Origin of the sequence: Oceanobacillus sp. FSL K6-0118 (genome assembly GCF_038006665.1) — a bacterium.
Taxonomy (GTDB): domain Bacteria; phylum Bacillota; class Bacilli; order Bacillales; family Amphibacillaceae; genus Oceanobacillus; species Oceanobacillus caeni.
The window spans coordinates 939,161-962,926 of the sequence record NZ_JBBOVR010000001.1; the positions used below are offsets into that span (position 1 = coordinate 939,161).

21 protein-coding genes and 1 riboswitch are annotated in these 23,766 nt (G+C 36.5%); of the genes, 14 read left to right on the plus strand and 7 right to left on the minus strand.

The window, feature by feature from the left end; translation table 11 throughout:
* The first annotated feature begins 16 nt into the window (after positions 1–16).
* Entirely contained in the window at positions 17–1,288 is a 1,272-nt protein-coding gene (locus MHI02_RS04885; RefSeq protein ID WP_047184370.1) for a hypothetical protein, read from the plus strand.
* Positions 1,289–1,475: 187 nt separating this feature from the next.
* Complete coding sequence (locus MHI02_RS04890) at positions 1,476–1,853, plus strand: SET domain-containing protein (RefSeq protein WP_047184369.1); 378 nt, start codon at positions 1,476–1,478, stop codon at positions 1,851–1,853.
* A gap of 846 nt (positions 1,854–2,699) precedes the next feature.
* Here MHI02_RS04890 and MHI02_RS04895 read toward each other — a convergent pair.
* The gene (locus MHI02_RS04895) at positions 2,700–3,719 is read right to left on the minus strand and encodes a DUF3231 family protein (RefSeq protein WP_145523722.1); all 1,020 of its coding nucleotides are present in this window, start codon (positions 3,717–3,719) and stop codon (positions 2,700–2,702) included.
* A gap of 80 nt (positions 3,720–3,799) precedes the next feature.
* Positions 3,800–4,462: a biosynthetic peptidoglycan transglycosylase gene (locus MHI02_RS04900; protein WP_047184367.1), complete on the minus strand. Its 663-nt coding sequence runs from the start codon at positions 4,460–4,462 to the stop codon at positions 3,800–3,802.
* Positions 4,463–4,651: 189 nt separating this feature from the next.
* Here MHI02_RS04900 and pepV point away from each other — a divergent pair, with 189 nt between their 5' ends.
* From pepV to MHI02_RS04915, 3 genes are all read left to right on the plus strand, one after another.
* Entirely contained in the window at positions 4,652–6,064 is a 1,413-nt protein-coding gene (pepV, locus tag MHI02_RS04905; RefSeq protein WP_060668764.1) for a dipeptidase PepV, read from the plus strand.
* A 19-nt stretch (positions 6,065–6,083) separates the two neighbouring features.
* Positions 6,084–7,895 (plus strand): M3 family oligoendopeptidase, encoded by a 1,812-nt coding sequence (locus MHI02_RS04910; protein WP_047184365.1) that lies wholly within the window; start codon positions 6,084–6,086, stop codon positions 7,893–7,895.
* 195 nt (positions 7,896–8,090) lie between these two features.
* Positions 8,091–8,927, plus strand: a complete 837-nt coding sequence (locus MHI02_RS04915) for an undecaprenyl-diphosphate phosphatase (protein ID WP_047184364.1) — start codon at positions 8,091–8,093, stop codon at positions 8,925–8,927.
* A 164-nt stretch (positions 8,928–9,091) separates the two neighbouring features.
* Here the strand turns inward: MHI02_RS04915 and MHI02_RS04920 are convergent, their stop codons facing one another.
* The 3 genes from MHI02_RS04920 to MHI02_RS04930 are packed head-to-tail and all read right to left on the minus strand — an operon-like array spanning position 9,092 to position 11,110.
* Positions 9,092–9,868, minus strand: a complete 777-nt coding sequence (locus MHI02_RS04920; RefSeq protein ID WP_047184363.1) for a hypothetical protein — start codon at positions 9,866–9,868, stop codon at positions 9,092–9,094.
* Positions 9,852–10,736, minus strand: coding sequence for an ATP-binding cassette domain-containing protein (locus tag MHI02_RS04925; protein ID WP_204798355.1), 885 nt, complete (start codon positions 10,734–10,736; stop codon positions 9,852–9,854). Before MHI02_RS04925 ends, MHI02_RS04920 begins: the two co-directional genes overlap by 17 nt.
* Positions 10,733–11,110 (minus strand): GntR family transcriptional regulator, encoded by a 378-nt coding sequence (locus tag MHI02_RS04930; protein ID WP_047184361.1) that lies wholly within the window; start codon positions 11,108–11,110, stop codon positions 10,733–10,735. Before MHI02_RS04930 ends, MHI02_RS04925 begins: the two co-directional genes overlap by 4 nt.
* 475 nt (positions 11,111–11,585) lie before the next feature.
* Between MHI02_RS04930 and wrbA the strand changes: the two genes are divergently transcribed.
* Complete coding sequence (gene wrbA, locus MHI02_RS04935; RefSeq protein ID WP_047184397.1) at positions 11,586–12,197, plus strand: NAD(P)H:quinone oxidoreductase type IV; 612 nt, start codon at positions 11,586–11,588, stop codon at positions 12,195–12,197.
* Positions 12,198–12,833: 636 nt separating this feature from the next.
* On the plus strand, positions 12,834–14,093 hold the full coding sequence (ltrA, locus tag MHI02_RS04940) for a group II intron reverse transcriptase/maturase (protein WP_047183676.1): 1,260 nt from the start codon (positions 12,834–12,836) through the stop codon (positions 14,091–14,093).
* Positions 14,094–14,197: 104 nt separating this feature from the next.
* Here the strand turns inward: ltrA and MHI02_RS04945 are convergent, their stop codons facing one another.
* Positions 14,198–15,166 carry a hypothetical protein gene (locus MHI02_RS04945; RefSeq protein ID WP_047184360.1) on the minus strand — a complete coding sequence of 323 codons (969 nt, stop codon included), beginning with the start codon at positions 15,164–15,166 and terminating at the stop codon, positions 14,198–14,200.
* A 120-nt stretch (positions 15,167–15,286) separates the two neighbouring features.
* Here MHI02_RS04945 and MHI02_RS04950 point away from each other — a divergent pair, with 120 nt between their 5' ends.
* The 4 genes from MHI02_RS04950 (at position 15,287) to MHI02_RS04965 (ending at position 17,854) form a co-directional block, all read left to right on the plus strand.
* A complete protein-coding gene (locus MHI02_RS04950) occupies positions 15,287–16,054 on the plus strand; it encodes a TatD family hydrolase (RefSeq protein ID WP_047184359.1) in 768 nt (255 codons plus the stop codon).
* A 12-nt stretch (positions 16,055–16,066) separates the two neighbouring features.
* Complete coding sequence (locus tag MHI02_RS04955; protein WP_047184358.1) at positions 16,067–16,498, plus strand: hypothetical protein; 432 nt, start codon at positions 16,067–16,069, stop codon at positions 16,496–16,498.
* Between the two features lie 199 nt (positions 16,499–16,697).
* A complete protein-coding gene (locus MHI02_RS04960) occupies positions 16,698–17,177 on the plus strand; it encodes a DUF2306 domain-containing protein (protein WP_047184357.1) in 480 nt (159 codons plus the stop codon).
* 71 nt (positions 17,178–17,248) lie between these two features.
* Positions 17,249–17,854: a hypothetical protein gene (locus MHI02_RS04965; RefSeq protein ID WP_060668766.1), complete on the plus strand. Its 606-nt coding sequence runs from the start codon at positions 17,249–17,251 to the stop codon at positions 17,852–17,854.
* Between the two features lie 133 nt (positions 17,855–17,987).
* On the opposite strand, the gene MHI02_RS04970 is transcribed toward MHI02_RS04965, so the two are convergent.
* Positions 17,988–19,286 carry a purine/pyrimidine permease gene (locus MHI02_RS04970; RefSeq protein ID WP_047184355.1) on the minus strand — a complete coding sequence of 433 codons (1,299 nt, stop codon included), beginning with the start codon at positions 19,284–19,286 and terminating at the stop codon, positions 17,988–17,990.
* Positions 19,287–19,698: 412 nt separating this feature from the next.
* A riboswitch (cobalamin riboswitch) is annotated at positions 19,699–19,894 on the plus strand.
* Positions 19,895–20,138: 244 nt separating this feature from the next.
* Here MHI02_RS04970 and MHI02_RS04975 point away from each other — a divergent pair.
* The 3 genes from MHI02_RS04975 to MHI02_RS04985 all read left to right on the plus strand — a co-directional run bounded on the left by MHI02_RS04975 (position 20,139) and on the right by MHI02_RS04985 (position 23,766).
* Positions 20,139–21,119 carry an ABC transporter substrate-binding protein gene (locus tag MHI02_RS04975; RefSeq protein WP_047184354.1) on the plus strand — a complete coding sequence of 327 codons (981 nt, stop codon included), beginning with the start codon at positions 20,139–20,141 and terminating at the stop codon, positions 21,117–21,119.
* On the plus strand, positions 21,079–22,137 hold the full coding sequence (locus MHI02_RS04980) for a FecCD family ABC transporter permease (RefSeq protein ID WP_047184353.1): 1,059 nt from the start codon (positions 21,079–21,081) through the stop codon (positions 22,135–22,137). The genes MHI02_RS04975 and MHI02_RS04980 overlap by 41 nt, the downstream gene beginning before the upstream one ends.
* 165 nt (positions 22,138–22,302) lie before the next feature.
* The gene (locus MHI02_RS04985; protein ID WP_047184352.1) at positions 22,303–23,766 is read left to right on the plus strand and encodes an adenosylcobinamide amidohydrolase; all 1,464 of its coding nucleotides are present in this window, start codon (positions 22,303–22,305) and stop codon (positions 23,764–23,766) included.

Genomic DNA, 23,766 nt, shown 5'->3' on the forward strand with positions numbered 1-23,766 from the left:
GTGTGGAGAAAAAATGATGGATAGAAGAATAACAGAATTAGTTAATCTAACGAAAACGAAATTCGGCCTAGATAATTACTTCTTACAAAGACATAGTCTCAGAAGAAATGTAAATATTTTTAATGAGACGATTTACACATTATCGATGGAGTGGTTTCCAAACCATGTCACCGTACCTGAAGATGATGATTCCAATCCAGAAGGTACAGCGGTAATTGATATAAATGTAACTACTCGAAAATACGAAAGTGTTATCTTTGTCATGGGTAAGACGTACGTAAATAATGGGGTTACATTCGCAGGCTTGGATAGAAACGACATGATAAAATGGATTGAGCGGGAAACCGGATTAACCTATGGTAAACAATTTCAGTTACATAAAGAAGAGGAAGGCAGACTTCTTTTCAATGAATGTATGGATGGTATCGCAGTATCACCTTCAGGGTCCATTGAAATTAAATTAGATAATGAAGGTAGGTTAACCTTTTTCTCCGTACTTGGTCAATTTCCTTCTAAAGAAATGGTAAAGGCTGAAAAATATACACTTACTTTTGAAAGTGTCGAACATCTAGCAAAGGAACAACTGAAATTGGTTGAATTTCCTTCATTTGAACAGGAGAAGTTATTTCCTGTTTATGCCGTTGAAGAGGTCTATGTTGCAAATGAGAATACATCTTTAATATCCTTTGAATTTATTGAAGATGTAAGGTCGTATCAAAAAATAGGAGAAACCATTCATTGGGATGAACCGGTTGATAAACCTTTTGATCGGAAAGAGGTTCATTGGTTGGAGGAAGCCACGGTAGAACAAGCCTTTACCTTGGAGCCGTCTCCTGATTCTTTTCCAATTACAAAGGTGGAAAAAGAGAAATGCCTATTAACAGTACGGGAATTATTGCGACAAGACTATCCAAAAGATACAGGAAAATGGATTCTTAAAACACTTCATCGTGAAAACGGATATATAAACGCCATATTAAGAATGAGTAATCAGACTAACCGTGTGTTTAAAAGAAAACTTGTCATCATCATTGATCCAAAATCATTCCAAGCAGTAAATTATGTGGATAACAAACCGATGCTGGAGATGTTTGATCATTTTTCCCCACCAGAAGAGGTTACTATAACAAGAGAAGAAGCGTATGAGAAAATAAAAGATAAATTCGAAATAAATCCCTATTATGTTTATGACTTTGATTGCGAGCAGTATGTTCTTTGCGGAAAGATTGACTGTGAATATGGAGTGAATGGATCAAACGGAGAAATTGTTGCATTAGGTGATTTGTAGTTAAATACGCAACGTTAATAATCACGCCTAATCTAATAAAGAAATGAAAGTAATTATCAAGTACGCATGCAGAGTGGATAAATTTGCATGATGAACGAAATCAATCCAAATAAAGATAAAGAGTGCTTCTTGTTGAAATTAATGTTACAGTTGGAGAGAATATTTTAAAAGTGAGTAGGTGAACAACATGATTGAAGTAAAGACATCTCCGCTAAGTGATGGAGAATTTAATAGAGGGGTATTTGCTACATGTGATTTCAAAAAAGGAGAGCTATTACATGAAGCACCTGTTATCGCTTATCCAAACGATCAGCATCAACACATTGAGAAAACGTTGCTAGCTGATTACGCCTTTGAGTATGGGATCAATCACACTGCTATCCTTCTTGGTTATGGAATGTTGTTTAACCATTCTTATGAACCAAATGCAACTTATGAGATTAACTTTGACAACCACACATTTAATTTTTATGCTTACACAGATATAAAAGCAGGGGACGAGATTCTAATCAATTATAACGGTGAAGTTGATAACAATGATCCACTTTGGTTTAATCAAGACTAAAAAGGTTTATATAAGTTGTTGCTTTATAATAAAAAGTATCCAATTTTGATGGTAGTTACTTGTTGAGGAAAAACTTCAAAGATGCATATTAGCTAATGATTAGAATAAAGAGGTTGGGACAAAAATGTTTATCAAAAGGGAAATCCGAACTTTGCAGAAGTTTGGAGTGGATAAACTGCTCCGGAAATTCTGCGGGATTGTTCGTCTTTTGAGTTAAACATTTCGTTATGTTCCAACCTCTTTTTGGTCTCTAGTATTTCTAATCTTGAATGGTCATTCATTAGACAAATGGGTGAATGTTCTCTAAGATTTCTGCGTTTAATATTACGCATAGATAGAGAGGGCGTTTTATCAGCACCCGGGCGTGAGATATCAGTAAAAGTTGAAGCTATATCAGCACATGGCATGGGATATCAGCAAAAATTGGAGCTATATCAGCGCTCGGGCGTGAGATATCAGTAAAAGTTGAAGCTATATCAGCACATGGCATGGGATATCAGCAAAAATTGGAGCTATATCAGCGCTCGGGCGTGAGATATCAGTAAAAGTTGAAGCCATATCAGCACATGGCATGGGATATCAGCAAAAGTTGGAGCTATATCAGTATTCGGTAGAGATATCAGTAAAAGTAGGAGCTATATCAGCACGGGCGTGAGATATCAGTAAAAGTAGGAGCTATATCAGCACACGGCGTGAGATATCAGTAAAATTTGATACTATATCAGCACACGGCGAGGGATATCAGCAAAAGCTGGTATTATATCAGCACTCGACGTTTATATTAGAGGCCAGACGCAAGTTCTCATCATATTTAAACAAAAAATAAGACTGATCATGGATACAGCCTTATTCTTTGTCGGTTGCTAATTTATTTCTATTTTTAGTTCCTGGTGGTTGTTCTAACCAATTGTTTGCAATCATGATGTCGGCTCCACTTTTGGCAAAGCGAGACACTTCTAGGGACAAACGTTCATAGTTTACCACTAAGTCACTGCGTTGGCTTTTGGCTGTAGAAGTGACGTAATTTCCTATTCCGGAAGACATGAGAAGAGACATTTGAAACATCGTTAATCTGTCTGAGAATGTTTGCGTTGTTGAGTCGCTGATTCCTACATCAGGTACCTGTGCTGCTTCAATATCGTCCTTCATTAATGTATCTACAAAAATCTTAATGTGTTTTTTCGAAATATCTCTTCCTCGTATCATAAAATCCTGTACTTCTTTTAATGGCGACGTTTGAGCAAAAGAAAGGCATAGTTTCATACCTACGGAGTTAGTTGTAACATTTTGATACAAATAAGTAATTTCAACAGCATTTAGAGGCCTTTTTTCACTAAAAGGATTTAACCCACTAAAATACTTCTTACTATCGATGTAGTCAACTTCTTTTGGAACTTGAATATACGGATGTCTAGCATTTAATCCTTTTAAAAGACTAGTATCAATCGATTGTTCGAAGAGAGTAGTGATTTCTGATAATGCCTTTATAAAATAATTACGTATGTCCTTTCTATAACTCAAGGAAATAAAATCACTATAAGCCTTCATGCCCACTTTTGCCATATGGTTCACGTAGCTTAAACAAAATAAACCAGTATAGAGCCAAGGAGCATCCATGTTAACGTCCTTTTCTTCGGTAAAACCATTAGGAAGAGCATATTCTTCTTTATTAAAAATGGTAACTAGCTGTTTTAAATGACTCGATGATATATCATAAGCATATTGAACAACAGGTTTTATATCTGGATCTTCTATATGCTTTAGCATAAATCCTAAAATACATTTTTCCATGCTATCATTCATGTACCCAGTCCAAAGTGAAGCAATTTCGGCAGAGGTTAGCTTTGCATTCATTTCACCATTCATTTAAATCCTCCTGTAAGCGTTAGGATATGTTTACTATCTACTATAATGAAGTAAATTATGAGTGTATTTTTACGAAACACTTATTTTCCCATTCGATAATTAGACAATGCCTCCATTACTTCCGATTGTCTCCGTTTCGCCAAATTAATATTGGCACCGTACACACTAGGTGATTGTGGTAAACCTGCCAAGAAAGTTGCTTCATCATAATCAAGTTCAACAGGTAATTTACCAAAATAGTAGGTACTTGCTTCTTTTATTCCGTAATTACCTTCTCCATAATAGATGATATTAACGTATAGTTCTAAAATATCATCCTTGCTATAGATTCTTTCTAGGTCAAAAGCAACAAAAAGTTCCGCTACTTTACGGATAAAATGTTGTTCATTACTAAAGTAAAGATTCTTAGCAACTTGCTGTGTTAATGAGCTACCACCCTCTTTAATTTCCTTTGCTTTTAAATTGACAAGGGCTGCGCGAACGAGTGAAATAAAATCAAAGGCACCATGTTCATAGAAACGATGATCCTCTACAGCGACAACCGCATCTGTGAAATCAGGAGAAATTTCACCCAATGGTACAAAGCTGTCAACTTTTTTAACCGATTCTACTTTTTCTGAGATAGGTATTTCGGAAATAGCTTCTTTGTATTGAAAGTAACCTATTAAACCGATTGCTATTACAAAAAGAATGACAAGGGCGATTCCTAGTTTGAATAGTTTTTTTATCCATTTCACTATCATTACCTCAACTTATTTTGATATATAATTTTAGTATAACCAACGTTCTGAAACTTGATAAATGATACGGTCGGAATGACTTAACTTATTCTCTAACAAAAAGTAGTGAAGATTGTAAACTCTTATAATAACATTGTTTTTGGTAAACTTAACTAATGGAGTTGAATGTCGAAACAAAGGAGTGAACGATAAATGAATCATATCAATTGGATGGAAGAAGTGCTGAAAAGAAAAGAAGATTTTATAAAGGATTTACAAGGACTTTTACGAATCAAAAGTGTGTTGAATGAAAACGATAAAAACCCTGAAGCACCTTTAGGGCAAGGGATTAAGGATGCTTTGGAATATATGCTGAATATGGGGAATAAAGATGGATTTATCACAAAGAATGTTGGCAATTTGGCAGGTCATCTTGAAATGGGACAAGGAGATAAACTTATTGGTATTTTAGGGCATGTTGATGTGGTACCAGAAGGAGATGGCTGGAGTGTCGATCCGTATGGTGCAGTGATAAAAGATGGAAAGATTTATGCGCGAGGCTCTAGTGATGATAAAGGACCAACGATTGCAGCATATTATGGAATGAAAATTGTAAAAGAATTAGGTCTGCCACTGGACAAAAGAGTTCGTTTAATTGTTGGAACAGATGAGGAAAGTGACTGGAGATGTGTGGAACATTATTTTGCAGAAGAAGAAATGCCAGATATGGGCTTTGTGCCTGATGCGGATTTTCCTATCATATTTGCGGAAAAGGGAATTTCTGATTATGACATTGTCCAAGATATCGGTACTAGTACTCCAAATGCCGACTTTAAATTGCTATCATTTCAATCCGGCCGTAGATACAATATGGTGCCAGATTTTGCAGAGGTTCATGTACAAATGAACTCTGATTTAGGAAAAATCGATCAGGAATATCGAAACTATCTCAGGGAGTGGGAGTTAGAAGGAGACGTTTCTGCAAATGGGAATGAACTCACTTTGACATTAGTTGGTAAAAGTGCGCATGGTGCTGAACCACGAAATGGGAAAAATGCTGGTATTTTCTTGGCTAAATTTTTACGAAGCTTAGGATTGGACGCACAAGGGAAAAAGTTTGTAGAAACTATTTCTTCCTTCTTTAATCAATCGCGTGGGGAAGTTTTTGGCATTTCTTATCAAGATGAAGAATCGGGAGAGTTAACCATCAATGTTGGAATCATGAATTATACAAAAGAAAAGGGCGGCCATATTGGATTAAATATGCGCTATCCTGTAACATTTGATATAGAAAAAGGAAAAGCGAAAATAGAAGAAACCTTAAAGAAAAATGAACTAAAAATGGAAAACTTTACAGATTCTAAGCCAACTTATGTGAAGAAGGATGATCCACTTATTCAAACATTACAGAGGGTATACGAGGAACAAACAGGGGAAAAAGCAGAACTTCTTGCTATTGGTGGAGGAACTTATTCACGTGCCTTGGATCATGGTGTTGCCTTTGGTGCATTATTTCCTGGACGTGAAGATGTGATGCACCAAAAAGATGAATACGCCATCGTGGATGATTTATTAAAAGCAACAGCTATTTATGCACAGGCTATTTATGAACTGGCAAAGGTATAAAACGAAAGGAGAGGAAAAAATGAAATACGCAGATACATGGGATTTGGAAAGTATTTTTCCTGGTGGTACGAAATCAGAAGAATTGCAGAAAAAAATAAAATCGGTTGAAACAGATATTCAAGCTTATCAAACGTTATTAAGGGATTGGGATTTTCAAGAAGATCCGTCCGTTACAACCTTTAAAAATATTTTAAATAAACGTGAAAAGATTGCTAAGGGATTAGGTCAATCTTCTACCTTTGTACAAATGACACATGACGCATACATGGATGATGAACATGCTAATGTGGTAATGGGACAAATCATGGATTTGTTTAGTGAAGTGCAAAAGTTATCAACAACCTTTACTAAAAAACTGGTAAACATTTCAGATGAGGATTGGCAGAAGCTTTTGAATGATAAAGAGTTAAAGGAAATATCCTTTACCTTAAATGAAATGCGTGATGAAGGAAAACGCCTTTTATCAGAAGAAGAGGAAAAAATTATTGCTGAATTAAATAAAGATGGTTTAGCAGCTTGGAGTCGTCTTTATGATACGGCCGTGTCTATTATGACAATTCCCTATAAAGATGAAGATGGAAAAGTAACGGAATTATCTGTTGGACAAGCTATGAATCGAATGTATGCAGATCCCGATCCTCAAGTAAGAAAGCAGATTTTCGAGGAATGGGAACTTGCTTGGACGAAGTATGCTCCAATTTTTGCGGATACGATTAATCATTTGGATGGTTATCGAATAACGTTACAAAAAGCACATGGGCGAAAGGATCATCTAGAGGAGCCATTAGAGTATAATCGGATGTCTAAAGAAACCTTAGACGCGATGTGGTCTGCTGTTGCTAATAATAAACAACCGTTCCTCGACTTTTTAAACCAAAAGGCAACTCTGTTCGGGATGGACAAATTAGGATGGCAGGATGTGGATGCACCGGTTACGCTTGAAGATGCGAAACCAACTCGTTTTACGTATGATGAGGCATGTGAGTTTGTTATTACTAACTTTGCATCCTTTGGTCCTAAGCTATCTCGTTTTGCGAAACATGCTTTAGAAAGCCGTTGGGTAGAAGCAGAGGATAGGCCAAATAAACGTCCTGGAGGTTATTGCACGAGTCTTCCAGAGTTTGAAGAGTCTCGGATTTTTATGACATTCTCAGGGACTCCAGCAGATACGAGCACCCTTGCTCATGAATTAGGACATGCCTTCCACAGTGATGTCATGAAGGATATTCCAAGTTTAAATCGTCAATATGCGATGAATGTGGCAGAAACGGCAAGTACATTTGCGGAAACCATCATTGGGAATGCGACGATAAAGAATGCCAAAAATGATGTAGAAAAGATTTCCCTGTTAAATTCTAAGTTAGAAAATGCTACGGCAATGTTTTTGAATATCCATGCTAGGTTCCTGTTTGAAAATGCGTTCTATGAGGAGCGCTCCAAAGGAATTGTTTCTGAAAAAAGACTAAATGAATTAATGGTTCAAGCACAAAAAGAAGCGTATGGTGATCGTTTATCAAGTTATCATCCCCATTTTTGGTGTAGTAAGCTTCACTTCTTTATTGATGACGTACCTTTTTACAATTTTCCGTATACATTTGGTTATCTATTTAGTTTGGGAATTTATGCGAAATACTTAGAACAACCAGAAGGATTTGAGGATAAATATATCGCCTTATTAAGGGATACAGGATCGATGAAGGTGGAAGATTTGGCGGAAAAACATTTGGGTGTTGACCTAACCAAACGGGATTTCTGGGAAGCAGGAATTCAGCTAGCAGCAAAAGATGTTGAGGAATTTATTGAATTGACAAATGAAGTAAAAAATAAGTAGAGGATGAAGGTGCTACTCCCGTTGGAGAGCACCTTAATTTGAGTAACATATAGAAGGCAAGCAGCGGGTAGACAATTTAGGGAATCTATTTGGTAACTTAGATTGTATAAGAAGAGGGTATTTACAAAACTAGAATAAACGTTTACTATGAAACATGCATTTAAAGAATTAAACATGTAGGTAAGGAGATTAAACATGGAATTTATTGAACTACTAAAAGCCATCATACTTGGGTTGGTGGAAGGATTAACAGAATTTGCCCCAGTGTCCTCTACCGGTCATATGATTTTAGTGGATGATATGTGGTTAAAGTCTACCGATTTTTTAGGGAAATATGCAGCTAATACATTTAAAATTGTTATCCAGCTCGGTTCCATTTTAGCCGTGGTGGTTGTATTTAAAGATAGATTTATTGATTTACTTGGACTCAATCGGGTTTTTAATAAAAAAGAACAGGCTAAAAGTGGTCCACATTTAAAACTTACACACATTATAGTTGGTTTGTTACCTGCAGGAATTTTTGGATTACTATTTGAAGATTACATTGATGAGTATTTATTTACGACGAAAACGGTTTTAGTTGGTTTACTTATCGGTGCGATTTTTATGATTGTAGCGGATTTATTTCGTTCTAAAAATCCAAAGGTCGTTTCCGTCGATCAAATTAGTTATAAGCAAGCCTTTTCAGTAGGGTTGATTCAATGTTTATCATTGTGGCCTGGATTTTCTAGATCAGGTGCAACGATTTCTGGTGGGGTATTATTAGGTATGAATCACCGTACGGCATCTGATTTTACTTTTATTATGGCTGTTCCGATTATGGCTGGAGCAAGTTTCTTGTCATTATTAAAAAACTGGGAATACTTTACACTGGAGGCATTACCATTTTTCATCGTTGGGTTTATTAGTGCATTTGTGTTCGCCTTAGTATCCATTCGCTTTTTCTTAAAATTAATTAATAAAGTTAAATTAGTTCCGTTTGCGATTTATCGAATTATTTTAGTAATTGTTATTTACTTTTTATATTTCTAATAGACTGACCCTGATTTCGTTCATCATTTTTGTGCGGAGTTAGGGTCTGTTCTGTGTAGTAATATAATGGAATAAACGCTGTATTACGTTTTCCATCAAAGGGTAGAAGTTCAAATAATAAGGAGCAACGTATTCGTTGCTCCTATTTGTTTTTCTAATAAGACTTACATTTTAATCGCAACTTTTCTCGTCAATAAACGAATGATCCAGACGGTGAAAACAATTAATAACAATAATCCTAGGACGGTCACCCCTTGTGGAAGAGAGTCCAACGTTGAAAAGCGATCAGACAAAGGTAAACCTAGTGAAATTCTAAGGAAATAATCTTTTAACAAGTTAATCATAATAGCTACTAGAATAAACAGTAGACCAGTAACGGTACCAAATCGGTAGAAACTTGCACTAATGAACCAACCAATTAGGTAAAAGATAAAGAGTTGCAAACTGAAAACACCTATAGCCAAAATCCAGTTACTTCCGGGATCTACATATGGGGTTAAAATAACAGACAGCACCAAATCCCCAATAATATTACCATCTACATCCGATACAACTTCATTAATAATATCTATTCCACGGAAGTTTATGTTTAGTAAAGTCGTTACAATAAACTGTTCAACTATAGATATAATTGCTGTGATAATCGGAATTGCAAGAGATAATCCAACGGAAGCGAGAAGCGCCCCTTTAAAATAATCCTTTCTAGTAACCCCGTTTTCTACATAATAAGGAAGAAAGTATATGGCTAGCAGTCCAATGATAATCATAAAAATATTAGAAGCAATTAACACGGATGCATAATAGCCGTCCGCTTCAGTTCCCCGGACAAGATTAATTACGATTTTAACAATGTTAATGATAAACATGACACCTAAAAATCCGAATGTCCATATCATTTGCGCCCAAAACATGTCACGTGCCACTTTAGGAAAGTTTTTCATCGATGTTTTCCTCCTCTGTTAAATGAATGAACAAATCTTGCAGGGATATTGGTCCAACTTCAAGACCTTGTTCCATTGCCATTTTTCTCTCCTGGTTAGTTAGTTCACCATATATCATGACGGACTTTGTATGACCTAATTGTTCTTCGTTAAGTTGCATTTTCGATTGGACAAATGTCTCCACTAAATCCCTATCTCCGGTAATCGTAGCCCCTTTTGAAAGGAGTGAGTCATAATCCTCTTGTAATAAAATTTTTCCTTTGTTTATGAAAATCACTTCATCAAATAAGTAATCCATTTCAGAGACAAGGTGTGTAGATAGGATAATAATTCTTGGATGATTTTCCTGGTCTTTTAATAATTCCTTATAAAAGATATCTCTTGCCGGAGCATCCATACCAAGGTAGACTTCATCAAATATCGTTATTGGAGTTCTACTTGCTAACCCGACGACGACATTAACAGCAGATTGCATACCTTTGGAAAACTTGTTAATAGGCTTTTTCGTATCAAGTTTAAATTGTTGGATTAAATACTCTGCATATTGCATATCAAAATTAGGTCGGTATCGCTGTATACCTTGTAACAACTCTTTTATATTGTCTGATTCATCTTTATAATCCTTATCATAAAGAAAGGCAACATGCTGCATGATTTTGGCATTTTCAAAAGGAACTTCCCCATTGATTGTAACCGATCCCGATGTTGGTTCACGAAAGGAAGCAATAATAGATAGAAGAGATGTTTTACCTGCACCATTTCGACCAAGTAATCCGTATAATTTCTTTTCATTTATTTCAAATGTTATATCCTCCAATGCCTTATGATTTTCAAAATGTAAACTTAATTGATCCACTTTTATATTCATTCCGCCTCACGCTCCTTTACATTTTTTATAAATTGAATGATTTCATTTTCTGTGATTTCCAATTTATTCGCTTCATGAACTAACTTCACCACATAATCTTCCATAAAAGATTCTTTTCGTTTTTGGATAAGCATTTCTCTCGCTCCTTCTGCTACAAACATACCGATTCCTCTCTTTTTATAAAGAATACCTTCATCAACTAACTGGTTCACACCTTTTGATACGGTAACGTGGTTAATTTTGTAAAAGTTAACGAGTTGATTGGTTGAAGGTGCTTGTTCTCCTTCTTTTAGTTGATGTTTCAGAATTTGATCTTCAATTTGTTCACGCACTTGTAAATAAATTGGTTTGTCTTGATTAAACGTTTTTCTCAAGATTATCGCCTACTATTCCTTCTTATTGTTTACGATAATATGGTTATATAGTTATGTATATAACTATATCGGTATTTATTTCCCTGGTCAAGAATAATTTGTACGTCAATTAAATTGGTTAGGCTTATCCAGTTTCGTAAGCAGCTACAGAATAAGAAAAGTCTTTGAGCTCTCCACTACGAATATTTGAGTTGGGGATCGAAAGAATACTCCCACCTCAAGCTTCTGAGGAAACAAAGAAGGTAGGTAGGAGTCTTATTGCCTGTAAAGGTCCGATAACCATCAGTGGGAGTGAAGGAATAAATCCCCACTAATGGAAATCTTCTTTTATGAGCATATATGTTGAATTAAGTATTTATGAAATGATAATATGTTAATTAAAGATAACGAAAGCGTATCTGATTATAGGTAGGATGGTGTAAATATGGGATTTTTAGATAAATTTCTCAGAAAAAATGATAAGGAGATGGAAAATATGTCAAATGTTAAGTTAGCAGTAGTATTTTATTCAATGGGTGGAACAAACTTTCAAATGGCGAAATGGGCTAAAGAGGAAGCAGAAGCAACAGGTGCAGAAGTTCGTTTATTAAAAGTTGAAGAGTTAGCACCAGATTCTGTAGTGGAAGCAAATGAAGGTTGGAAAGCTACAGTAGAAGCTACAAAAGATGTGCCAGTAGCAACTTCAGAAGACTTGGAATGGGCAGATGCAATCATCTTTAGTGTACCTACACGATTTGGAAATATGGCATCTCAAATGAAACAATTCATTGATCTTCAAGGCGGACTTTGGGCAAACGGGAAGACAGTAAATAAAGTGGTAAGTGCGATGACTTCTGCACAGAACCCACATGGTGGTCAAGAAGCAACCTTGCTATCTCTTTACACTTCTATGATGCATTGGGGAGCTATTATAGCGACACCTGGATATACAGATCCTGTATTGTTTGGTGCTGGTGGTAATCCATACGGAACAAGCGTAACAGTCGATCAAGATGGTAAAATGGTGGAAGATGTAGAAGCTGCTGTTAAACATCAAGCGAAGCGTACGGTAACTATTGCAGAATGGGTTAAAAAAGGAAATCAATAAAGAATAAAAAAAGGTGTTAGCTGATATAAAAGCTAATACCTTTTTTTATTCCAATGTCGACATTTCCCGGGAAATGTCGACAATATTTGTGCGCCCGGCATGGGTGCAATCTCTAGGGTGAAAGTCCCGAGCCGTGAAGACAGAAGTAGCGGTTAGCTCAACGCAAGGGTGTCCGTGGTGACGCGGAATCTGAAGGAAGCGGGCGGCAAACTTCCGGTCTGAGGAACACAAACTTCATATAAGGCTAGGTATCATTGGATGAGTTTGCAAAACAAAACAAAGTCCTTTCTGTCGAAGGTGATACAGAGTAAATGAAGCAGATAGGTGGAAGGAAAGATTGCATCCTTACCCGGGGAGGTCTGTTAGAAATGCGCAACACATTGCGTAACCGAACATGCGAATGTTCGCTGAACTATCAGAAATCAGCAGAAGCCATAGTACTAGATACTTCTAGAATATCTAGGAAGGGCTGAATCATTTAAGGAGAATTGCCACTTTACGTACGCAACACTTAATGAAGCAGAAACATTTATTCCTTCCTAATGGAGGAAACGGTGAATCCGTGGGGGACATTAGAAGGGCTGAAAGTAGTTGCCACACAAGAAGGACGGACAATTCACGTAGGAGTTAGATACCATGTTGGAGAGAATACTATCACGGGAAAACTTAATACAAGCGCTAACACGCGTAGAAGGAAATAAAGGAAGTCACGGTGTAGATGAAATGCCCGTACAAAACCTACGAGCGCATATCTTGGAACACTGGACTACCATTCGAGGACAACTCGAAAAGGGAACCTACTATCCTCAACCCGTTCGTCGTGTCGAAATCCCGAAACCAAACGGCGGGAAGAGGAAGTTGGGGATTCCTACTGTGATGGACCGATTCCTCCAACAAGCAATTGCACAAGTCCTAACAGATATTTATGACCCAACATTCTCTCAACATAGCTATGGATTTCGTCCTAAAAGGCGAGGTCATGACGCTGTAAGAGAAGCAAGAAACTATATTAAACAAGGATATCGTTGGGTCGTCGACATGGATTTAGAGAAATTCTTTGATAAAGTTAATCACGATAGATTAATGCGTACATTGAGCCAAAGGATTAATGATTCCAGAGTGCTTAAACTAATTCGCAGATATCTACAAGCAGGTGTAATGGAGGACGGGATAGTGCGTCCAAACACAGAAGGAGCGCCGCAAGGTGGCCCATTAAGTCCACTACTTTCAAATATTGTCCTAGATGAGTTAGACAAGGAACTGGAGAAAAGAGGACTTCATTTCGTCCGCTATGCGGACGATTGTAATATCTATGTACGCTCCAAAAGAGCCGGTTTGCGAGTGATGAAAAGTATTACTAAATTCATCGAAGGAAAACTTAAATTAAAAGTAAATGAACAGAAAAGTGCAGTAGACCGTCCATGGAAACGCAAATTCCTTGGCTTTTCTTTCACTGTCCATAAGGAAAAACCGAAGATTCGGGTTTCTAAAGAAAGTGTCCAACGTTTCAAACAACGTATTAGAGAACTAACTTCTAGAAGGAAGTCTATGAACATGAAGGATAGGATTGAGAAGTTAAATCGATACCTAGTGGGCTGGCTTGGTTATTATCAACTGGCAGATACACCTTCTATATTTAAAGGTCTAGATAGCTGGATTCGAAGAAGGCTGCGAATGATACGTTGGAAGGAGTGGAAGAAAGTCAAAACAAAGTATAAGAACTTAATGAAACAAGGAATCAATAAGGGAAAAGCGTGGGAATGGGCAAACACAAGGAAAGCCTATTGGCGAATAGCCAATAGCCCAATCTTGCATAAAGCCCTTGGTGACCGATACTGGTCAAACCAAGGGCTGAAGAGTCTATATTATCGATATCAAACATTACGTTGGACTTAAATGAAACCGCCGTATACGGAACCGTACGTACGGTGGTGTGAGAGGTCGGAGGTTAGTCGCCTCCTCCTACTCGATTTCATGATACAATAGGCTATGCGTTTAATCTAATAATGCCCGTATTTCTTTTTTCTCCATAAAAAATAGGGGATAAGACTTAATAAAATACCCAATATTATAGCAATAGTGCCTATAAGGACAGTATCCGTCATCATTATTTCCACGATATCCCAAAAGGTTATGTCTTTAACGAAAACTTGGTACGGGTTATCCACGTTATAAATGATTGGTATAGAATCTGTATATCTGTTATAAGTGGGCCAAGTAACTCCCTTAGCGATAAATATGCTTTCATCCTGATTAGCTGGTCGATACATTAACGAAATGTAATATTCATGGTCTCCATGTAAAGACGAATTTAAATCAACATCTTTATCCAATATAAGTGCATTAGCTTCTGCATGATTGTCTCCGAAAAATCTTTCGTAGCCATTTTCCAATGCATCTTTTCCTTCAGTAAAGGAGAAGTAAAACAAAGTTGCAACGATTCCTCCAAATATAACAAAGGTTATTATAAAATTTCCAACCTTTTCTAAGTGTAATACTTTAGCTATTATCCCGAATCCTTCTCGAATGGGCTTAATTTTCATCATCCAATATAGAATATAGCCAGCTGGATAAAGGCTAAAGATCATTAATAAAATGTAAAATATATGAATCTCTTCTTTTAAATGGCTTTCTAAATAAAACTCCCCATCCGCTTCAAAGCCAGCAATGGAATCGCCAACCTCTGCTCTTTCAAAAAAATCCTGACTTACTCTTATCATGGAGGAATTGTATTTTGTGGGAACATGGCTTTCAGGGATTGCTTCTATTTGAATGGAAAATTCTGGCCCCTCTAAAAGATTAACTACTGCAAATTTTCGTATGACCTTCACTTCAACGATGTTGTTATTTGCTTCTTCCATGAATTCCTTATGTTCTAACCAGTTTCCGTAAATCGTAATTAATAAGAATATAAATGCGAGAAAGGCAAATAACCTTGACCATATAAACCCCTTTTTGTTGTTCTTCATATTTGTCTCCTTTAACTATTAAATTCTCTTATATGTATATTACTTATTTTATAACTATTGTAAATAGTATTCCAAAAAGTATTATAATAGGTACAATATGGAAAATAGGAAGTGAAACGTTTGAAGATCATCGATGCTCATATTCACTTAGATTTCTATAATCAATATGAAATAAATCAAATACTTAATCTAGAGTTTTTAGAGGCATTGGTATCCGTATCTACTAATCTTAACTCATGTAAGAAAAATCTCCAGTTATCTTTGAATAATCGGAAAGTGAAAGCTGCATTTGGGTTTCATCCAGAGCAACGGCCACCAAATGAGCAAGAATTGGAGAGCTTAATTAAATGGATGAAGAAGCATAAAGATGTAATGATTGCAATTGGTGAGGTAGGCCTGCCATATTACTTGAGTAAGGAAGGAAAAGTTTCCGAAAAAGAATTTCAGTTATATGCTGAATTGCTTGAAGTATTTGTTAAACTGGCAAAAGAGTGGGATAAGCCAATGGTTATACATGCTGTTTACGACGACGCTCCGATTGTTTGTGATCTTTTAGAGAAGTATTCTGTAACCAAAGCACATTTTCATTGGTTTAAAGGGGATGAAGCTACTATTGCTAGAATGATTGAAAATGGCTACTATATCTCCGTTACTCCAGAGGTCGTATATAAAGAAAAAATTCAGAGGCTAGTTCAAATTTATCCCATTGATCAAATGATGGTGGAGACAGATGGTCCTTGGAAATTCGAAGGCCCATTCGTAGATAAGAAAACAGAGCCAACTATGATCAAACAATCTATATCCACTATAGCAAGATTAAAAAGTCTTTCAGAAATAGAAGTTGCAGAAAAAGTATTAAATAACACAAAGCAATATTATGGATTCTAAGGGGGAAGCATGTTGAAGCCAATCTTTTCAATCATTTTTATATCCTTTTTATCATTAATGGGATGCAGCTCACAACATGATGAGACGATGACTTTATTAGATGAAAAAGTTGTAGAAGTTAAGGTCTCAGAATCAAAAGGGTTAGGTGGTATGAACGAGGATATTATATATTCGTTTAAGGATCAAAAATCTTTGAATATCTTTGAAACGGCTATTCGAACTGCAGTAGAGCAGCCGGGAGAGAAGGTTGTTTCTGAACCTGAGTATGATGTAATGGTTGAATATAAGTCATCTAACGGTGAATTCCCAACTCATGGTTTGCATTTATGGTTAGGAAAGGAAGATGAAGTAAGCACGTTCGTTTACATAGCAGATGATGTTGTGTATCATACTTCTCCTAAGATGACGAATAAGTTTAGAATGTTGTTAGTGGAGAGTGAATAAAGAATTATATGAATGGGATGAATGAAATGAGCAAAAACAAAGAGATAGTTGTAAGGTTTCATTTTGGTTTTCTGATTAGGCTTGCCTTCCATTGGAATTTAAAACATATTAATCAAGATTAATACTGGGAAGTTAGATAAGGGAGGATATGATTGTTTAAAATAATCATTTGCACCTTAAAAAGAGATGATCGGAAGTGATGTGCATGATGGATACTTTACTAGTCATCCATATTCTAACTGGTATTCTTTGTTTAATAACGGGTGTATTCGCCATGATTGCTAAAAAAAGAAGAGGAAAACATACGAGATTTGGACAAATTTATCATTTGTCCTACATCGGTGTATTTTTAACAGCTATTTTCATGTCTATAATAAACTGGGAAGAGAGCCAGTATCTATTCTACATTGCTTTGTTTTCTTATAGTTTAGCTTTAATGGGTTTCCTGTCTGTTAAAAAGAAGAAATCGAAAAAATGGTTATCGATACATTTAGGTGGAATGCTAGGTTCTTATATTGGAATAGTTACAGCAACGTTAGTAGTTAATATACATAAGATTCCATACTTAAATGAATTTCCTGTTCTTATTTTCTGGTTTTTACCGACCATCATTGGAACACCTTTTATAGTTATGGTAGGTAAGAAATATGGGCCAAAGCCTAGAAAAATGATCAAATAACTGAAACTTTTCTTCATGAAACCCGTAAGGATGGTAACAAGTATTATTCTGTAATAAAGGAGGAACGTCACTTGGTCTTATTTTTAGAACTGATATTTTTTCTAGCAATCGGATACTATATTTATCAATTTGTTCAAGTGTTATTTCGATTAGGTCATCACGTTGTTTTACCTATATCGGAAAAGGAACTATTAGGGATTCGAAAACATCCAGATAAGCTAATTTATCATCCAATATTTTCTCGGCAAAAAAGAGGAATTATTTTCTATTCTTGTTTGCTTCTTTTTATTGTTACCATGTTTTTCTTATTATTTTTTTTCCGAGAAGAAGATAGTATAAATTGGCTGTTAAATGTCATGTTTTTACTTCCTTTGACATACTCCGATGATATTTTGAATTTATTCGCAATCGTGGATGACGGCATATTATCAGGAAACCGGTTTATTTCCTGGAATAAAATAAAAGATGTTCAATTCATTCCGATTGATATGAATCATAGATTTTATGGATTTAATAAGGAAGTGAATAACGGGTATGAATTAAAGGTAAAGGGTAGGTTCAGATCAACAAGTTGTGTTGTCATGTCAGATGAAATGAAAGATAAGTTAACAGAAATAATTAGTGAAAAAGCTAATATACAGGTAAATGAAGCGATGAAAGAAGTATCTATAAAATGATGGAGAAGCTAGAAAAAAAATATTAGTCTGAAAAAATCCGAACTATGATCAAAAATCTTCCATTAGAATTTGAGTTAGTTCGGATTTCTCTTTAAATACTGATATCCCATTCACGCAATGCGGATTCTAAATGTTAATCCACGTTATTTTTCGTTCTCCATAGTTGTTCAATAATGATGACTAAACCTGTTCCGACAATTAATCCGTTACCCATTACGTTTTGCACGATCATTGGTAAATCAGCAAATACTTCAGTTGGTAAGAACATAATTCCCATTCCGATTAAATAGGAGACCCCAAGTATAGTTATTTTTCTTGAGTCCAATTTTACTGATGTTAAATTTTTCACTGCTAACCCAACTAATTGAACGAAAGAGGCCATTATTGCTGCATTCGCAATCGGACCCGGAAGGCTAGATATAAGTGAAATGACCGGTGGGAAAAACGTAAAGATAATTAACAGTATCGTAGCGTAAACAAAAGGTTTCCTACGTTTTTGACCGGTTAAAGCCATAAAGCCAGAAGTAGTAGCTAATGGCACATTTGCGATTCCGGCAAACCCTCCAGCTAATCCATGACTAATACCAGAAAACATTGTTCCTTTGTTTATTTCTGTATTACTGTCTTTCGGTTGTCGACCTAGTATTTGATTGGCTGCCACAATGGAAGCAACTGTATTAGAAATAACAATGACTGCTGTAAAAAAGGCGATTGGAATTAGACTTATATCGAAAATTGGTGTTCCAAAGGCAAATAGTTCAGGGAATGAAAACCATGAGACATTTCCCGGATGGTTTTCTGTTCCGATAACTATGGCATAGCCTACCCAACCAATAACAATTCCAATGAAAACTGCATAACTGCTTAACCAACCTTTAGCGAAGGTTGATAATCCTAGAATGGTAAAGAAGGTAATAAATGCAAGGATTGCTTCTGTTAACTGAATGGTATTGGAATCCCCTTGTAGGCCTAACATCCCGCCCAAAAAGGTACCACTTAATTGAACCGTTAATAGTAGGAAAAAGGTTCCTGTAACTAACGGTGTGAAAACAGGTAAGATTTTCTGTGCGAGTTTTAAGAAACCGAATAAAAATAAAAAGAGCCCTGTTAAGAGCATAAGGGTTTCTAATGAACGTAATGTATCGGCTAAAGAGTTTCCATTTTGTAACCCCGTTACGGCCATGACAGAAAAAATACTAATCCAAATTCCCGCTGGACCCTCCATAATTGGAAGTTTATGGCCAAATAAAACTTGAAGTAAAGAAGCAACGCCTATGGCAAAAAAGGAACGCTGCATTAACCCAGATACTTCGATAAAATCCATCTGGTAAATGGCTCCAATTACAATGGGCATAGCAACAGAGCTTGCAAGTAAGAAAACGAACCATTGAACGGTTTCCATGGTTGTGCTTGCAAAGTTAGATTTATTCAATTCAAACACTCCTATTTCTGTAAAGAAACTATTAATAGTAATATTTTATCATTAGTTTTCTATATTTGGAGAAAAAAGTATACGAACCATTTGATTCACGTTCCAAAATTAATCTTAATATGTCATAATTCTGCATGATTTGCTATAAAAAGAGTATGCTTTGTTTTCATTTTGCGTATTTAGTAGTATGATAAAATAGTAATGGAAAATTATATACGAAATGGAATTAGGTGTCTAATATAGACTGAAAGTGAGTGTTCAAAAAGGGAGATGAAAAGGACCGAGGTCGGCTAACTGCGCAACGTCCTTTTGCAACGCCGATACTAGCACGTCCTGTGCGTCGCAGTTCGAGGCGGTGTAGCTTTCGTTACCGGAACGTATGCAGTAAATACGTGAGGAACGGAAAAGCAAGCATTCATGCGAAATGCGAAGTGTCATTTTCACCGGACTTTTTGAACAACCTCTTAAAAGGGAAGTTGGTGCAAACCCAACGCGGTCCCGCCACTGTAAATGGGAGCGAACTACAAATACCACTATACGTTATGTATGGGAAGGTGTAGTAAGCAATGATCATGAGCCAGGATACCTGCCTAATTCAACGCACTAGTACCTACGAGGATGGGAGGAAGGTGGTGACAGGATTATACTATCTGGAATTATCTGCATCTTTACGTTCATCTGTAGAGATGTTTTTTGTTTTACAAAAGTATTTAGCAGTTAGGAAAGCATAAAAATCTTTTCCATCTGGGGATCCGATTACTCGCCCCACCGTAAAGATTTTCATGAGTGCAACTAAGGCATTCATCCAAAAGTATGGAGAATGCCAAGTTTTCTAAGGGGGATTTGTAAAGAATGAAAAAGTTAATGTCGCTTTTATTTTTAATGTTTTTCGCAATTGGAATGATTGCTGGTTGTGGTAGTGAAGAACCAAAGGATGCAAACACTGATAATAATGCTGAAAATACAGAACAAGCGGAACAAGCAGGAGATCAAGCATTCCCAGTAACCATTACGGATGCAACAGACCAAGAAGTAACGATTGAGAAAGAGCCTGAAAAAATCGTTTCTCTAATTCCAAGTAATACAGAAATTGCCTTTGCATTAGGCTTAGGTGATAAGGTAGTTGGAGTATCTGACAACGATAATTATCCGGAAGAAGTTGCGGATATTGAAAAAATTGGTGGAATGGAATTTAATATTGAAAAAATTATATCTTTAGAGCCTGATTTAGTATTAGCACATGCTTCTAGTATGGGAAGTTCTGAAGAGGGATTTCAACAATTAAGAGATTCTGGTATCCCAGTTCTTGTTGTAAATGATGCAACAAATTTCAATCAAGTATATGATACGATTCAAATGATTGGTCAAGTAACTGGTACCGAGGAAGAAGCGGAAACAATCATAACCGATATGAAGAATGAATTTGATGATATTCAAGCAAAAGCAGAAGAAGTGGCAGATAAGAAATCTGTTATTTTTGAAATTTCCCCTGCGCCAGAAATTTATGTAGGTGGAAAAAATACATTTATGGATGAGATATTAGCCACAATAAATGCAGATAACGCTATAGAGGAGGAAGGTTGGCCTAAAGTAGATGAAGAAACATTGTTAGGCTATAATCCTGATGTCATCATTACGACGTATGGTGAGTATACAGAAGATGCTATAGACCAAGTGAAGGAAAGAAAAGGTTGGGAAGATGTCACTGCAGTTAAGGAAGACCAAGTATTTGATGTCCAAACTGATCTTGTAAGTCGTCCAGGCCCAAGACTTGTTGAAGGAGTTAAAGAAGTTGCGAAAGCAGTTTACCCTGAAATATTTAGCGAAGAATAAGATTCTTGCCTATACATTAGCAACTATATTTACGATTCTTTCTTTATTATTGGGGATATCTATCGGTACGGTTTCTGTACCAATAGTAGACATCGTTCAAATTATTGGTGCAGAAATCTTTCATTATTCTATTGATCATATTGACCCGATGTATCAAAGTATTGTATTAAATATTCGATTGCCAAGAGTCATCTTAGCAGGACTTGTTGGGGCGGCACTAGCCATTGCTGGTGCTGCCTTTCAAGGTCTACTTAGAAACCCATTAGCAGATCCTTATACATTAGGGGTTTCTTCAGGTGCCTCAGTGGGTGCAGTTGTCACCATCTTTTTTGGTATTTCCCTGCCATATATTGGAGCATTCACCTTACCATTTTTAAGCGTTGTTTTTGCCTTTATTACTATTTTTCTCGTTTTAACATTTGCTCGTAAAATTGATCGTTCGATGAGAGTGGAAACGATTATATTAACAGGTGTTATTTTTAGTTCCTTTTTAGGTGCCTTTATTTCGCTCATGATATCACTCACTGGTAATGAATTAAAGCAAATTATTGGCTGGCTTTTAGGGAGTGTCTCCATGCGGGGATGGGATTATATTAAAATTATTTTGCCATTTTTTGTACTAGGTTCTGTGTTATTAATGGCGAATGGTAGAGAATTAAATGCGATGTCATTCGGTGAGGATCGAGCACAATATCTAGGGGTAGATGTAAAGAAAAGAAAACTAGTAATTTTAACGGCTGGATCGATTTTAACAGGAGCAGCAGTTGCCGTATCAGGAACAATTGGTTTTGTAGGGTTAGTCATTCCACATTTAACTCGGAGCTTATGGGGACCTGATCATACGCACTTACTTCCATTATCCATGTTAACAGGAAGCGGCTTTCTAATTTTGACAGATTTGATTGCAAGGACCATCATTTCCCCGACGGAATTACCAATAGGGGTCATAACAGCATTAATTGGCGCTCCAGCGTTTGCTGTTATTTTAATCAAACGACGTGTTCAAAAAGGAGGATGAAAAGGACCGAGTAGTTCGAGGCGGCTTAGCTTTGAGGAACGGAACGTATGCAGTTAATACGTGAGTACCGGAAAAGCAAGCCAACGAAGAAATGCGAAGTGTCATTTTCACCGGACTTTTTGAACAACTTCTCAAACGGAGACAACGATAGAAAGAAGGGTTACAATGCTTGAAGTACAGCAAATATCAGGTGGATATTCGAGTGAATCGGTTTTAAAAGATATATCTTTTCATGTTGCTAAAGGGGAGCTCTTTGGCATCTTAGGACCGAATGGAAGTGGAAAAACGACTTTACTTAAAATGATTAGTGGATTACTACCTTTTAAAGAAGGTAGTATTTTTATAAAGGATAAGAAACTATCACAGTATTCGCAAAAGGAATTGGCTAAAATTGTTGCTGTTCTTCCACAGCATTCTGAACATGCCTTTTCTTATACGGTTAAAGAGACAGTTTCTCTAGGGCGCTATGCACACCAAAGTGGTTTTCTTCAAATGTGGACAGAGACCGATGAGAAAATTGTTCAAGAAGTAATGAAGCAAACAGGGGTAGATGTTTTGCAAAACAAAAATCTTGGGCAACTTTCAGGGGGGGAGCGTCAAAGGGTCAATCTTGCTCAGGCTCTTGCGCAAGAACCAGAAATTTTATTATTAGATGAGCCGACGAACCATCTAGACCTTTCTTATCAAAAAGAATTATTAGATATTTTGAAAACATGGACAAGGGATGGAATGCTTACGGTTATTTCCATTTTCCACGATTTAAATCTAGCTGGGCTTTATTGTGATCGTCTTTTGCTGCTTGAAAAAGGGATGATTAATATTCAGAATAAGACAAATGAAGTGTTGAAAGAGGATCGAATCCAAGATGTGTATCAAACAGATATTAAAAAATTCGCCCACCCAAGAGTACCAGCTCCACAAATTACATTACTCCCTAAATGGGAAAAGGAAGAAGTAGAAGCAGTGAACATTACTGCTGACATGCTACAACATCGTAAACATCATATAGTACTCCGGTCACCAATTCCCCTAAAAACCATGTCATCTGGTGTAGTTGGATCAGGATTAGGATGGAATCAGACATTTGTTAATCGTCATGTGGACAAAGGTTACAGTTGTAGTAATCACCGAGAAGAAATGATGAATTATTTACGTGAAAAAGGTTTTGATCCGCTTGAAACAGTAGGGATGATGACTGCTGTTGTTTTAGATGACGTGTCTTATAAATGGATGGAACACGGTGGGCTATCCATTTTTGTCGTTGTCACTGCTGGTGTTGGTAATGCGGTGGATGCTACACATAGTGAAAGCCATTCATCCGAGTTTATTCCTGGAACGATTAATACATGGATTTTTATTAACGCAAAAATAACGGAAGAAGCCTTTATTCAAGGGATGGTAACGGCAACGGAAGCAAAGGTTAGGGCCCTTGAGGATCAAAAAGTAATCGATTCTGTTACGGGAACCTATGCAACCGGAACGTCCACAGATAGTATTTTAATAGCTGCAACCCAAAGAGGGGAACAGCATGACTTTGCAGGTACCATCACCGCATTAGGTAAGTTAATTAGTAAAGCAGTTTATTGGTGTACAAGAGAATCTATTCAAAAAAGTCAAAAGAGGAAATAG

Excerpts from the sequence above, each read along its gene's own strand:
- ltrA (WP_047183676.1), top strand. The coding sequence starts at position 12,834 with ATGTTGGAGAGAATACTATCACGGGAAAACTTAATACAAGCGCTAACA.
- MHI02_RS04910 (WP_047184365.1), top strand. The coding sequence starts at position 6,084 with ATGAAATACGCAGATACATGGGATTTGGAAAGTATTTTTCCTGGTGGT.
- MHI02_RS04895 (WP_145523722.1), bottom strand. The coding sequence starts at position 3,719 with ATGAATGGTGAAATGAATGCAAAGCTAACCTCTGCCGAAATTGCTTCA.
- MHI02_RS04975 (WP_047184354.1), top strand. The coding sequence starts at position 20,139 with ATGAAAAAGTTAATGTCGCTTTTATTTTTAATGTTTTTCGCAATTGGA.
- MHI02_RS04985 (WP_047184352.1), top strand. The coding sequence starts at position 22,303 with ATGCTTGAAGTACAGCAAATATCAGGTGGATATTCGAGTGAATCGGTT.
- MHI02_RS04900 (WP_047184367.1), bottom strand. The coding sequence starts at position 4,462 with ATGATAGTGAAATGGATAAAAAAACTATTCAAACTAGGAATCGCCCTT.
- MHI02_RS04920 (WP_047184363.1), bottom strand. The coding sequence starts at position 9,868 with ATGAAAAACTTTCCTAAAGTGGCACGTGACATGTTTTGGGCGCAAATG.
- MHI02_RS04960 (WP_047184357.1), top strand. The coding sequence starts at position 16,698 with ATGTGCATGATGGATACTTTACTAGTCATCCATATTCTAACTGGTATT.
- MHI02_RS04890 (WP_047184369.1), top strand. The coding sequence starts at position 1,476 with ATGATTGAAGTAAAGACATCTCCGCTAAGTGATGGAGAATTTAATAGA.
- MHI02_RS04915 (WP_047184364.1), top strand. The coding sequence starts at position 8,091 with ATGGAATTTATTGAACTACTAAAAGCCATCATACTTGGGTTGGTGGAA.
- wrbA (WP_047184397.1), top strand. The coding sequence starts at position 11,586 with ATGTCAAATGTTAAGTTAGCAGTAGTATTTTATTCAATGGGTGGAACA.
- MHI02_RS04925 (WP_204798355.1), bottom strand. The coding sequence starts at position 10,736 with ATGAATATAAAAGTGGATCAATTAAGTTTACATTTTGAAAATCATAAG.
- MHI02_RS04885 (WP_047184370.1), top strand. The coding sequence starts at position 17 with ATGGATAGAAGAATAACAGAATTAGTTAATCTAACGAAAACGAAATTC.
- pepV (WP_060668764.1), top strand. The coding sequence starts at position 4,652 with ATGAATCATATCAATTGGATGGAAGAAGTGCTGAAAAGAAAAGAAGAT.
- MHI02_RS04945 (WP_047184360.1), bottom strand. The coding sequence starts at position 15,166 with ATGAAGAACAACAAAAAGGGGTTTATATGGTCAAGGTTATTTGCCTTT.